At 67.9% G+C, this 13,073-nt stretch carries 11 protein-coding genes; 3 read left to right on the top strand and 8 right to left on the bottom strand.

Features of this window, described 5'->3' with window-relative positions:
* Positions 1 to 38 precede the first annotated feature (38 nt).
* From hrpB to ACVKN3_RS05145, 3 genes are all read left to right on the top strand, one after another.
* Entirely contained in the window at positions 39 to 2,549 is a 2,511-nt protein-coding gene (gene hrpB / locus ACVKN3_RS05155) for an ATP-dependent helicase HrpB (protein ID WP_285404130.1), read from the top strand.
* A gap of 106 nt (positions 2,550 to 2,655) precedes the next feature.
* Entirely contained in the window at positions 2,656 to 3,855 is a 1,200-nt protein-coding gene (locus tag ACVKN3_RS05150) for a hypothetical protein (RefSeq protein WP_354513737.1), read from the top strand.
* Positions 3,852 to 4,700: a hypothetical protein gene (locus ACVKN3_RS05145; protein WP_354513739.1), complete on the top strand. Its 849-nt coding sequence runs from the start codon at positions 3,852 to 3,854 to the stop codon at positions 4,698 to 4,700. Before ACVKN3_RS05150 ends, ACVKN3_RS05145 begins: the two co-directional genes overlap by 4 nt.
* A 16-nt stretch (positions 4,701 to 4,716) precedes the next feature.
* Here ACVKN3_RS05145 and dbpA read toward each other — a convergent pair whose 3' ends face one another.
* The 8 genes from dbpA to ACVKN3_RS05105 all read right to left on the bottom strand — a co-directional run bounded on the left by dbpA (position 4,717) and on the right by ACVKN3_RS05105 (position 13,020).
* A complete protein-coding gene (gene dbpA / locus ACVKN3_RS05140; protein ID WP_285404126.1) occupies positions 4,717 to 6,093 on the bottom strand; it encodes an ATP-dependent RNA helicase DbpA in 1,377 nt (458 codons plus the stop codon).
* A 55-nt stretch (positions 6,094 to 6,148) separates the two neighbouring features.
* A complete protein-coding gene (locus tag ACVKN3_RS05135; protein ID WP_354513741.1) occupies positions 6,149 to 7,228 on the bottom strand; it encodes a hypothetical protein in 1,080 nt (359 codons plus the stop codon).
* Between the two features lie 11 nt (positions 7,229 to 7,239).
* The gene (locus ACVKN3_RS05130) at positions 7,240 to 8,334 is read right to left on the bottom strand and encodes a hypothetical protein (protein WP_354513743.1); all 1,095 of its coding nucleotides are present in this window, start codon (positions 8,332 to 8,334) and stop codon (positions 7,240 to 7,242) included.
* Positions 8,335 to 8,345: 11 nt separating this feature from the next.
* Positions 8,346 to 9,329: a hypothetical protein gene (locus ACVKN3_RS05125; RefSeq protein WP_354513745.1), complete on the bottom strand. Its 984-nt coding sequence runs from the start codon at positions 9,327 to 9,329 to the stop codon at positions 8,346 to 8,348.
* Positions 9,326 to 10,456: a hypothetical protein gene (locus ACVKN3_RS05120; RefSeq protein WP_285404122.1), complete on the bottom strand. Its 1,131-nt coding sequence runs from the start codon at positions 10,454 to 10,456 to the stop codon at positions 9,326 to 9,328. Before ACVKN3_RS05120 ends, ACVKN3_RS05125 begins: the two co-directional genes overlap by 4 nt.
* 138 nt (positions 10,457 to 10,594) lie before the next feature.
* On the bottom strand, positions 10,595 to 11,314 hold the full coding sequence (locus ACVKN3_RS05115; RefSeq protein ID WP_354513747.1) for a pseudouridine synthase: 720 nt from the start codon (positions 11,312 to 11,314) through the stop codon (positions 10,595 to 10,597).
* A gap of 3 nt (positions 11,315 to 11,317) precedes the next feature.
* Complete coding sequence (locus ACVKN3_RS05110; protein ID WP_036138087.1) at positions 11,318 to 12,091, bottom strand: ABC transporter permease; 774 nt, start codon at positions 12,089 to 12,091, stop codon at positions 11,318 to 11,320.
* On the bottom strand, positions 12,088 to 13,020 hold the full coding sequence (locus ACVKN3_RS05105) for an ABC transporter ATP-binding protein (RefSeq protein WP_036138085.1): 933 nt from the start codon (positions 13,018 to 13,020) through the stop codon (positions 12,088 to 12,090). Before ACVKN3_RS05105 ends, ACVKN3_RS05110 begins: the two co-directional genes overlap by 4 nt.
* Between the last annotated feature and the right edge of the window lie 53 nt (positions 13,021 to 13,073).

Genomic DNA, 13,073 nt, shown 5'->3' with positions numbered 1-13,073 from the left:
GCGCAACGCGGCGCCGCCTTGCGTACCATGTCGAGCGCATGACTCCATCGTTTCCGATCACGCCGCTGCTGCCCCGGATCGTCGCTTCGCTGATGACGCACACGCGTCTCGTGCTCGAGGCGCCGCCGGGCGCCGGCAAGACCACCCAGGTGCCGCTGGCGCTGCTGGATGCGCCGTGGTTGGGCGACCAACGCATCCTGATGCTGGAGCCACGCCGCATCGCCGCGCGCGCCGCGGCATCGTTCATGGCCGCGCAACTCGGCGAGGACGTCGGCGGCACGGTCGGCTACCGCATCCGGTTCGAATCGCGTGTCGGGCCGCGTACGCGCATCGAAGTGGTCACCGAAGGCATCCTGGGCCGGATGATCCAGGACGATCCGGGGCTGGACGGCGTCGGCGCGATCCTGTTCGACGAGTTCCACGAGCGCCACCTTGCGGGTGACCTCGGCGCAGCGCTGGCGCTGGATGTCCAGGCCAGCCTGCGACCGGACCTGCGCCTGCTGGTGATGTCGGCCACCCTGGACGGCGAGCGCATGGCGCAATGGCTGGATGCGCCTCGGGTGAGCAGCCCGGGGCGCAGTTTCCCGGTAAGGGTCGAGTATGCCCCGGCCCGCATGCAGGAGGGTCTCGAACAGCACCTTGCGCGCGTGGTGGCGCAGGCACTCGCGGAAAACGAAGGCGATGTGCTTGCGTTCCTGCCCGGCCGTCGCGAGATCGAGCGCGCGCGTGGCCTGGTCGAGCGCCGCGATGAGACCCTCGAGGTGGTCGCCCTGCATGGCGAGCTTTCACTGGCCGAGCAGCAACTGGCCCTGACGCCTGCAGATGCCGGCACACGGCGGGTCATCCTTGCCACCAACGTGGCCGAGTCCAGCGTCACGCTGCCGGGTATTCGCGCGGTGGTGGACGCAGGCCTGGCACGCGAGCCGCGTTTCGACCCCACGTCGGGCTTCGCGCGTCTGGAGACCGTGCACATCTCGCAGGCATCCGCCGATCAGCGTGCGGGTCGTGCCGGGCGTGTGGCCCCTGGGACGGCCTACCGGCTCTGGCCGCAGAGCCGCCGCCTAGAAGCATCGCGCACGGCGGAGATCCAACACACCGAACTGTCCGGGCTGGCGCTCGAACTGGCTGGCTGGGGCAGCGACGACCTGCCCTGGCTGGACGCGCCGCCGGCTGGCGCGATGGGCCAGGCACGCGACCTGTTACAGCGGCTGGGCGCCCTGGACACCACCTCGGCACTCAGCCGACTTGGCCGCGAGATGCTGGCGCTGGGGGCCACCCCCCGGCTGGGCGCGGCCGCCTGTCGCGCGCCGGCCGGGCACAGGGCGCTGGTGGCCGACCTGCTGGCGCTGGTGGATGCGCGTTCGCCCCTGCGCGGCGAGCAGGGCCGCAGCGACGATTTTCGTCAGCGGGTGGCGGCGTTGCACCTTTGGCGCGACGCGGGTGCGCGTGGTGCGCGTGCCGCCTCCGCGGACATCGGTGCGCTGGCGGCGATCGAAAAAGCCGCCGCGGGATGGCGGCGGCGTCTCGACGTCCGCACGGCCGCCAGCGGCATGCCGGACAGCCATGCCGTGGGCGACTTGCTCGTGCATGCGTTTCCCGACCGGGTGGCGCGGCGTGACGACGGCCATGCGTCGCGCTACCTCCTGGCAAACGGGCGCGGCGCGCGGCTGCACGAGAACAGCGCGCTGCACGGCGAGCCGTGGATCGTCGTCCTGGACCTGCGCCTGGAAGCGCGCGACAGCCTGATCTACGCTGCGGCGCCTTTCGATGCCGCCTTACTCGAGCGCGACCATGCCGATCGCTTCGTCACGGAGCGCGTGCTGCTTTGGGACGACGAGCGACAGATCGCCGAGGCCTTCGAAGAGCGTCGTTTCGACGCCCTGCCGATCTCACGCAAGCCGTTGCCCCTGCGTGGCGACGACGCTGTTCCCGCGTTGTTGGCCGCCATCCGGTCGCGGGGCATCGCGGCCTTGCCCTGGAGCGATACGGCGAGGCGCCTGCGCGCGCGGATCGGTGCCCTGCGCGTGTGGCATCCGGCCGTCGGCTTGCCCGATGTCGCCGATGCGGCCCTGCTGGACACACTGGATACGTGGCTGGCACCTTTCCTGACAGGCAAGCGACGGCTCGACGCGCTGCAGGTCTCGGATCTTTCCGAGGCACTCGCTGGCATGCTCGATTACGAGCAGCGCCGTGCGCTGGACGCGCATGCGCCCGAGGACCTGAAAGTGCCCAGCGGCATGACCCGCCGCCTCGAGTACGGCGCGCGCGACGACGACCCGGGCGCACCGCCGGTGCTGGCGGTAAAGCTCCAGGAACTCTTCGGCCTGGCGGACACGCCCCGCGTGGGCGACGGACGCATCGCCGTCATGCTCCACCTTCTCTCACCGGCCGGGCGACCCATCCAGGTCACCCAGGACCTGGCGGGCTTCTGGGATCGCACCTATCCGGAAGTGAAGAAAGAACTGAAGGGTCGCTATCCCCGTCATCCGTGGCCGGACGATCCCTGGACGGCCACGGCGACGCACCGCGCGAAGCCACGCGGAACCTGACACAGGCCAGATTGGGCTATTCGCCTACGCACTGCTGCGGGTATACCCGCTGACGGCCTGCCGTGCCGGTCGCTTCAATAGCGCTCCCCCCTGCGGAGATCGCCCCATGCCTGTCGTTCCGAACCCCGGTGCCCGGTGGCGGGTCTGCGTTGTGCTTGCCTGCCTCGCCGCATCGCCAGGCAGCGCGGCCACGCCGACGGGCGCGCGCTTCCACCGGCCACCGCCACCGGGCAACGAGTATGCCGCCTGGACCATGCGAAGCCTGGCCCTGATGAATGCCTACGACCTGGGCGATGTCTCACCCTTCCACCCCGATGCCGAGTGGACGCCGGAGTACCTGGCCGATCCCTCGTCGATCTACAGCGACCTCCACCCACGGCTGTTCTCGGGCAACCGGGCTGAGTCGGCGGACGCCACCGCGTTCCCGGACAGCAAACGGACCGCGCGTGCCATCGCCTGGGACCTGGGTCTGGACAAGGCGCTGCCCGGCTACCAGACGCTGCCGGATTATCCAGGCCCTACGCCGGGCAACCTGACGCTGGCGGTGGCCGCGAACCTCGACAAGTCAGGCGTCGCCCCGATCTATTACGAGAAAGCCTACGCCCTTGGCGGGAATGACCTCTTTACGCTCAACGCGGAGTTCGCCGTCGCGCTGCAGACCCTGCATGACTGGGTGGAGGCCACGCCATGGGCCGATCGCGAGGCCTTCGGGGTCGATGAGGACGCCCTGCGCCGGGTGATGTCCGCGCGTTCCCTGGACGACGTGAGCGATCACGACCTGGTGTACCTGGCCGATATCCTGCGCGCGGAACTGTCCGCGCGTTCCAACGGCGACGCGGCTGCCGGCGCCCGGCGCGCCTTGCCGGCACCGCTGCGCATCGCGCGTGTCGCCGCAGCCTATCGGGCGAGCAATGCCGGCTATGCCGCCTGCCACAGTGATGGCTCGAGGAAGGATACGGCGGGCTCTCTGCCGGAAGACCTCGCGCGCCCGATCTGCTTCTCCGATGCCACCGATCGTGCCGTCTACCGTTGGTACCGGTCCATGCGGCGACATCAGCTGGCCCAGCCACCGGAAGCCTTCCATGGCGACTTCGGCCAGGTGGCCCGGCTGATCGATCACTTCGCCGACGTGCGACCCGCCTGGGCCGGGGCCTATACCAACGAGGCCCTGGACTGGTCGAACCATGCCGAAGTCGTCGAAGCGCAGCTGGCCCTCGACAGCCCCGTGCCCCGCGACGCCGACACGGGTTTCTACCGGCTCGTCGAGCGCACCAACCTCCTTATCTGCCGGACCACCACACGATGACCGCCTGCCGCTTCTTCCGCTGTGTCGCCATAGGCACAGCCCTGTGGCTCCCTATCGGTGCCGTCGCGGCGGCGCCCGTCGTCAAACGCGTCATCCACGACGATCCGAGAAACAGTGTAGGCGCGCGCCTTCTCGCGTCGTTCGCCGCACACGTCGTGCCGGCGCAGGCGTGGTATGTCGATGCCCTCGACGGCCGGCGACCGGATGCCGCACAGTTTGCGCGGTTCTCGCGCCAGTGGCAGACCGCGACCTTCGTCAGCTTCACCTACGAGTTTGAGGTCAACGGCGAGCGGCACCAACGCGTCTACCACGCCCGCTCCGGGCGCAACGAACTCGACACGGGGCTCGACGGCGAACGGCCACGCCGCGCCTACGCAAGCTATTTCACGCGGGGGACGCCCGTCGTCGCATGGGCCGACGCGCCTCCGCGGGGCAGCCAGGTCACCGCGTCCCCCGTGCAGGGTGATCGCTACGACGATGCGCGCAAACGCGATGCCGAGCTCAAGGTGGCCCGGTGGATCGAGCGTGACATCCGTGAGGGCAGGGTGGCCGCCGGTGGCCACCTGAACGGCTACACCAGCCAGGCCCCGTGCCCCTCCTGCGAGGCCGCCCTGCAGGCGCTATCCGACCAGCATGGCATCCGTGTCCACGTGGCCTACCTGGGCCATGGTAGCCCCGCCTATACACGCTTCGATCGACAGCGGCACCAGCACCTGACATCGATCGAAGTGGCGGTACACGGTGGGCAGCTGAACCTGCTCGGCCAGGCGGCGGGAACGCCGGCGCAGGAGGCGAGCGTCGCCTGCCTGGATACGCCGGGGGATGGCGAGATCAACGACCTTTGACAGGGTCGCCCGCCAGTCAGCCCAGGGGGCGGACGCGGAACGTGCGCCCCTTGATCTTGCCGGCACGCAGGCGTTCGAGGGCGCGATTGGCGAGATCGCGGCGGATCGCCACATAAGCCCGCGTGGCGAAGACATCGATCTTGCCGATGTCCTTCGCATCGAGCCCGGCATCGCCCGTCAGTGCGCCCAGGATGTCGCCGGGACGCATCTTGTCCCTGCGGCCACCGTCGATGACCAGCGTTTTCATGGGGGCCAGGTTGAGGACCTTCTTGCCTTCCGCCTGCGCCCGCGCGGGATGACGTGGCAACGTTTTACCCAGTCGCTCCTCGATGGCCTTGATCTTGGGCAACTCGCGCGAGCCGGCCAGCGAGATGGCCATGCCGTTGGCACCCGCGCGGCCGGTGCGACCGATGCGGTGCGTATGGGTATCCACATCGTGCGCGACGTCGTAGCTGACCACCAGCGGCAGGGCCGCGATGTCGAGGCCGCGCGCGGCAACGTCCGTGGCCACCAGGATGGAGCAGCTGTGATTGGCGAAGCGCACCAGCACTTCATCGCGATCGCGCTGTTCCAGGTCGCCGTGCAGGGCGAGCGCGGTAAAGCCGCGACGATCGAGCTCGGCGGCCAGGCCCTCGGTATCCTTGCGCATGTTGCAGAACACCAGCGCGGCTTCGGGTTTCTCGTGCGTCAGGATGCGCGCCAGCACGTCCGCTTTGTGGGCGGGCTCGACCTCGACGACGCGTTGCTCGATGGTCGGCACGGCCTGCGGCTCGTCCGCCGTGACCGTGACCGGATCGCGCTGCACGCGTCCACTCATCGTGCGGATGTCGTCGGGGTAGGTGGCGGAGAACAGCAGTGTCTGGTGGTGCTTCGAAATACGCTTGACGATATCGTCGATGGCTTCCTCGAAGCCCATGTCGAGCATGCGGTCGGCCTCGTCGAGCACCAGCATCCGGATGCCGCCGCCGTGCAGGCTGCCGCGCTTGAGGTGCTCCTGCACACGACCGGGAGTGCCCACCACGATGTGCGGATCGTGCTCGAGCGACGCCAGCTGCGGGCCGAGCGGCATGCCACCGCACAGCGTCAGCAGCTTCACGTTGGGGATGTTGACCGCCAGCCGGCGCAGTGCCTTGCTGACCTGGTCGGCCAGCTCGCGCGTAGGACAAAGCACGAGGGCCTGCAGGCGGATCTCGTCGGGGTTCAGGTGTTCCAGCAGGCCCAGCCCGAAGGCCGCCGTCTTGCCGCTACCCGTGCGTGCCTGGGCGATGACGTCGCGACCGTCGAGGATCGGCGGGAGGCTGTCACGCTGGATGGGTGTCATCGATGCGTAGCCCAGTCCCTCCACGGCGGCGAGGAGGGTGGGTTTGAGGGGCAGGGAGGCGAAGGTATCCATGCGCCCATGATCGCACATCGTCCCTCCAGGGCCGTTGCGCCCGAGCCGCAACCGGTCAGCAGTCGGGCGGCGAGGATATAGCGGAGTGTGCCGGGTCATCCGTGCCCGAGCCTTCCGACACCCGCGGAAGACGGGGCGATCCCAGCCGGAACGAGCGCTGCCGCCACGGCATGCCCTTGAAGGCCCGACCCAGTGAGCCGGCGCTCAGTTCGCGCCGCACCTGCGCCGCCCGCGCCCCGCCAAGGATGTCGCGCGCCAGCAAGGGCTCGCCGCCGTGCGCGTCGACCAGCAGTTGCCCGCGCATCCGTGCGCGCCCGGATGCGATCAGCGCTTGCTGCTCGCTCCGCGCGATCGAACCGTACATCTGCGTGACCTGCACGTCGGCATCGTACGCGCGGGCGAAATCGCGCATGGCGTCGCGGCAGGAGCTGCACGTGGCGCCCCCGATGGCACCGCGCACGCGGCCGCCACGCGGCACCACCCGGGCCTGGATGTCGTGCTCGATCGCGCGCAGGGCCTTGAACTCGGCATCCAGGTCGCCCTGCATGGAGGGCACGGGATAGCCGTCGAGCACGGAACCCGTGGCTGGCAAGACGCGGGCGCGTACATTCAGTGAGTCGAACTCCGCGAAGAGGATGTCGTCGCTGATGTCCGCGGCGACCATGTCGCGGTGTTCGCTCACCGTGCCGACCCCGGAGGCGGTCTCGGCATCGCTGTCGATCGAGCCGTCCGGCGAGGCCGGCGATCGAGGCGGCGTGGGCGAGCCGCGTGGTGTGGGACCGGAAAAGACGTCCTCGGCGACGATGCTCAGCGGTTTGCCGTCCATGGCGTGATACACCCTGACGTACTCCGTGCCATGCACGGTGTAGTGGTACTCAAAACGGGCGACACGCGCCTGGGTCATGGCTTCCTCGAGGTGTTCCCAGCGGATCGCGCGGTACGAATCCGCGTAGTCTTCGGTGAGCAGCCGGCGCATCGCATTGACGAAATACTGGCTGGTGCGCTCGAGCTGTGCCGTGACGTTGCCCTGGTCGATGCCCATCGCGTCCACGGTGACCATGGGCGTGGCGTGCCCCGCGCCACCGTGCAGTGCGATGCCACCGCCGACCAGCGACAGGACGAGGAAACGATACATCGGACGATCTCCTAGAGCGGGCAGGAAAGCAGGTTGGCCGGTTCGGACGCGGCGTTCGCCTCGGTCGGGCCGATCGCCTCGGCCGTGGCAAGGTCGTCGGCCACCGAGGCTTCAATGAATTCCACCGCGCCCGCCAGGTCGACCAGGGCGAGAACGAGACCGGCAGCGACAGCCAGACGGTGCAATCCGGTATCGCGGTGTGGCGGCGGTGCGGCCCTGGCCTGGCGTTGGTATTCCGCGATGTACCAGGCATGCACGGCACGATCCGTCGCCGCGACGAAACACAGCGGACGCTCGTCGTCATCGTCACCCGTTCCGGCGACGGGGACATGGGGCGCGGCATCGCGCGTGCACGGCGGCGCCCCCACGTAACCCTGCGCATCGCGATACGCCACGGCGACCCGGGCAACCCGGTAGGCGGCAGGCAGGCTGCGCCGTCCCTGACCGACCGCCTCGCTGACCCGGCGATGGATCAGCCGGTACTGCACGAGGGTGGACAGGTAGTCGAGGTCGTAGGCGGTCAGCTGGTTGCCATGCTGCGCCCGCATCACGCGGGTGAAGACGGCTGGATCGATCCCGCCGGGTGTCCATTGTTCGTGCGGCATGGTGGTCATCTGCGCGCGCAGGATCTGTAGCCCCACCGCATAGATGGCGGCTTTGGTCGAATGGCGATAGCCCGTGAGGTCCAGCATGTGCCAGAAGATGTCCGCGTCCACCCCCGCCTTGGTCGCGCTGGCGGCGATGAAATCGTCGCGAAAGCCCGGCGCCGGCGTGACATCCAGGCGCGGACGGGCGCGCGTCACGCCCAGGTCCCGGCGCAGGGCAGCCAGTGCCGCACCGCCGTCCAGCCCCGTGCTTGCCAGGGTGGCCGGCCAGTCGATCTCGTTGGTGAACGCCGGTTGGTCGACGGTCGCGCTATAGGCCGACGACGGCTGGACCAGCAACTGCGCGACGATATCCTGCCGCGACAGCGACGCCTGGCCACCGCCCAGCCGTTCGATCCGGTGGTGCTGCCACTGCGCCAGGACATCCGTCCCGGCGACCTGGCTTGCGGCGACCGCGCCCGGCAGGATCGCCAGTACAGCGATGAAACAATGCATCCGCATGGGGCTCTCCTTCATTCGCAGGGGTCGGACAACTCGGGCAGGGCAGTCGACGCCTCGGCACGTTCGATCGTGCGGACATCCGTCCAGCTGGTGGCGGGTTTTCGATACACGTCCTTGGCCAGGGTGCTGTTGGCATAGGCGCTGCGTAGGGACTTGAGATCACGCGATGATTGCTGGCTGCGTTCGAGTAGCGTGCTTTTGTCAGTAAGCGGCTCGCGGACTCGGCCGCTGGCTGGGTCGGGCTCGATCAGTTGGTAGACCGTGCCGTCGATATCGTGGCGCATGGCCAGTTCGTCGAGTGCGTTCCTGCAGGATTCGCAGACCGTCTTGCTCACGTAGCCGGTGACCTTGCCGTTGCGGGGAACCACGCCCTGCTGAATGTCCGCGTCGAGACGACGGGCGATCTTCACTTCGGCGTCGGTGGCATGCGATTTGCCGTCGCCGATGTCAACCGATTCGATAGGGCTCGCGTCGTCGGGCAGGGCGGCGACACGCACGTTGGTCGGGGTGTCGGGGGGATAGAAGATGGCCTCGCCGGCATCGCGCGTCACGTCGTCGGTGACGCCGCTATCGACCGATGGCGTATCGGTGTCGCCGGATTCGGTCGCCGACGAGGCGCCCCGGCCGTGCTTGGCAGAGATAATATCGGCGATCAGCGCCATGGAGCGCCCGCTTCGCGCGTGGTACGTCCGCACATGGGTCATGCCGTTCGTCTCGTAGCTGTAGTCGATACGGGCGAGCGTGGCGCCGTGCATCCGTCCGCTGATGGCCTTGAAGAACGTCCGCGTGCCTTGATTGGCCATGGTCGGGCGCTCAAGGATCAACATGGCCTGCATGGCGTCGACGTGCAGGCGCCCCTCCGCATCGAGAAGGTCGACGACGAAGGAGCCTTCGCCCTTCTCGATATCTATGACGCCGGCGCATGCCAGCCAGGGCATCGCGGCGAGCAAAAGGGCAGACAGGAGGGCGCCGGGGCGCCGCAGCGTGGGGGTCATCGGGATATCCTGCACATGAGTCGGTCGGCACGCTCGCTGGCGAGCGCGGCGGTGTCGTCGTCGATGCTGCCTTCGACAGCGAGGCGATCGGCGACGAGTGCGTCGGCGATCTCGACGAACGAGACGAAGTCCATGAGGATCAGGACCGTGCCCAGAAGGTGGGCAAGGTGGGCGAACCCGTGATGGGTGTTCTCGTGGATACGCAGTCTCAACGCGTCGATGCGCAACTGACGGCGGAACCAGGCGTGCACGCCGCGGTCGGTGGCGGCGATGAAGCACAAGGGACGGTCGGCCTCTAAAGCGTCCGCTCCGAGCGGTTGCCCAGGTGCGGGGGCATCGTTTGCGCAGAAGGCGCGGCTGCTGTAATACCCCTTGCTGTCGGCATAGGCGGCGGTGACGCGCGCGAGGCGGTAGGCCGCGGGCAGTCGTTGCCCCGGTGTTCCCGTGACTGCTGCATCGCGACGCTGGATGGCACCGCGCAAAAGGTCCGACAGATAGCGTAGGTCGGCTTCCGGGATGCGATCCGGATGGGTCTGGCCCAGGTAGCGCGTCAGCACGTCCGGCCGGATGGCGGCACGACCGTAGTCGGCGGGAGCGTGTGTGGCCATCGCCTCGCGCAGCAGTTGCAGGGCCAGTGCATAGCCGGCGGCGGCCGTGATCGCCGTGCCGCTCATGTCCCTTGCCTGCCAGAAGATGTCGGGATCGATGCCCGCCTTGATCGCGTTGGCGGCGGCCTCGCGCCCGCGGTACGCGCGCACCGCTGCGTCACTCACCGTCACCTCGTGCCCGGGTCGGGCCTTGGTGAATCCGCCCTGCCATTGCAGCGTGGCCAATGCCGCGTCGGCGCCGTCGATGCCGAGGGGCCGTAGCGTGTCGACGTAATCGTTCCACCAGACCGTATTGGTGAACTCGGGCTGCTCGACGAGCGCGCTGTAGGGAGAGCTCGGTGTATCGAGGAAACGGGCGACGAACTGAGCGGTGTCGGTATCGAGCGCCTGCGCGGGGCCTACCTGGCGTATCTGTTCACGCAGGAAGGCGCCGTAGGCGTCCACGCGTGGGAGAGGCGCGGCCATGGCCGACGCGCTGAGCAGGGCGGCGACGAGCGCTGCCCCGAGAGATGACTTCATGTCGGGGGAATCCTTGATGGGGCGTAGCACCGTTTCCAGCGGCGTACGCATTGTCCTTCAAGGGTCGCCCGTTACATGTCGGCCGTCACCGTGCCGAAGTGTCAGCCTGCGCCTGATGTCGCGGCCGGCACGCGTTTCTCACCACTGCGTTCGCTGCGGCAGCAGGCCGGCCAGTTCCTGTTCGGTCAGGTTGCGCCACTGTCCGGGCTTCAGGTGGCCGAGTTTGACGTTGACGATACGCACGCGACGCAACTGGGTGACGCGGTAGCCGAACTCGGCCGCCATGAGGCGGATCTGCCGGTTGAGGCCCTGGGTAAGCACGATGGCGAAGCCGAATTTCGCAATCTTGCGCACCTTGCAGGGCTGGGTCATCTGTCCGTGGATCCGCACGCCCCGCGCCATGCCGCGGAGGAACTCGTCGGTCACCGCCTTGTTCACCGCCACCAGGTATTCCTTCTCGTGGTGGTTTTCCGCACGCAGGATCTCGTTGACGATGTCGCCGTTGCTCGTCATCAGGATCAGGCCCTCGGAATCCTTGTCGAGGCGGCCGATGGGAAAGATGCGCTGCGGGTGGTCGACGAAATCCACGATGTTGCCGTCGACGGTCTGGTCGGTGGTGCAGGTGATGCCCACTGGCTTGTTCAGCGCGATGTAGACGCCGCGGCTTTTCGCGGGGCTGGCGATCAGCGTGCGTGCGACCACCACCTCGCCATCCACCTTGACCACGTCGCCGTCGAGCGCCTTGGCCCCCATGCCCACGACCGTATCGTTGATGGTGACGCGGCCGGCCACCAGCAGCTCGTCGGCCTCGCGACGCGAGCAGCGTCCGGACTCACTGATGTACTTGTTGACGCGCATGGATTACGAACGCATGCCCACGCCGCGGCCGAGCAGGCGCAGCGCGACGGCCGAGAGTCCGGCCACGAAAACGCCCATGACCACGAACGCCGTGCCTACCGGCACGTCGCTGACGCCCAGTACGCCGAACCGGAACGCGTTCACCATGTACAGGATCGGGTTGACCATCGAGAGGGAGCGCCAGGGCTCGGACAGCAGGTCGACCGAGTAGAACACGCCGCCCAGGTAAGTCAGCGGCGTGAGGATGAAGGTCGGTACCAGCGCGATGTCGTCGAACTTCTTGGCGAACACGGCGTTGACGAAACCGGCCAGCGAGAACACCGTGGCGCCCAGCACCACCGAGAGGAAGGTGATCAGCGGGTGCGACACGTGCAGGTCGGTGAAGAACAATGCGATGACCAGCACCAGCGCGCCCACCGTGACGCCGCGCACCACCGCGCCGATGACGTAGCCGAGCAGGATCACCCAGTTGGGCATCGGCGACACCAGCATTTCTTCCACGTAGCGGCCGAACTTGGCGCCGAAGAACGATGACGAGATGTTGCCGTAGCTGTTGGTGATGATGCTCATCATCACCAGGCCGGGCACGATGTACTGCATGTAGGTAAAGCCATGCATTTCACCGATGCGGCTGCCGATCAGCTTGCCGAAGATGACGAAGTACAGCGTCATCGTGATGGCCGGGGGGATCAGCGTCTGCGTCCAGATGCGCGCGATGCGCATGATCTCGCGACGCACCAGGGTGCCCAGCGCGACGAGGTTGTGGGCGGCGCTCATGCCGCGTTCTCCCGGCCGTGCTCCACCAGGCGGACGAAGAGTTCCTCCAACCGGTTGGACTTGTTGCGCAGCGACGTCACGGTGATGCCGTGGGCGGACAGCGTGGCGAACAGCGAATTGAGGTCGTGGGAGCGGGACATTTCGGCTTCGATGGTGTGGGCGTCCAGCGCGCGGAGCACCACGCCCTGCGGCGTGGGCAGGGAGGTGGGCATGCTGGCCACGTCGAGCATGAAGGTCTCCACGTCGAGGGTGGCCAGCAGGCTCTTCATCGAGGTGTTCTGCACGATGCGGCCCCGGTCGATGATCGCGATGTTGCGGCACAGCTGCTCCGCTTCCTCCAGGTAGTGCGTGGTGAGGATCACGGTGGTGCCGGCTTCGTTGATGGCCGAGACGAACTGCCACATGGACCGGCGGATCTCGATGTCCACACCGGCGGTGGGCTCGTCCAGGATCAGCAGCTTCGGCTCGTTCATCATCGCGCGGGCGATCATCAGCCGGCGCTTCATGCCGCCCGACAGGGTGCGTGCCTGCTCGTGCGCCTTGTCCCACAGGCGCAGTTCCTTCAGGTACTTCTCGGCACGGACCGCGGCTTCCGCGCGGCCAATGCCGTAGAAGCCGGCCTGGTTCACGCAGATGTCGAACGGTTTCTCGAACTGGTTGAAGTTGATTTCCTGGGGCACCAGGCCGATCAGGCGCATCGCATCGCTGCGGTGCCTGTGGATGGATACCCCGAAGACCTCGGCGTCGCCCGAGGTGGAGTTCACCAGCGAGGACAGGATGCCGATCAGCGTGGACTTGCCGGCGCCGTTCGGCCCCAGCAGGGCGAAGAAATCCCCCGGCTGCACCGTGAGCGAGATGCCCTTGAGGGCTTCCACACCGTTGGCGTAGGTCTTGCGGAGGTCGTGGACATGTAGAGCGGGAGTGGTCATGGGCTGCGCCGGGATGACAAGCCGCTTATTATAGCGGGCTTTGCCGGGCCCCT

The sequence above is a fragment of the Luteibacter sp. PvP120 genome, assembly GCF_054055715.1.
Note: the sequence above shows the minus strand (reverse complement) of the source record. Positions and strands in the feature narration are given on the sequence as shown.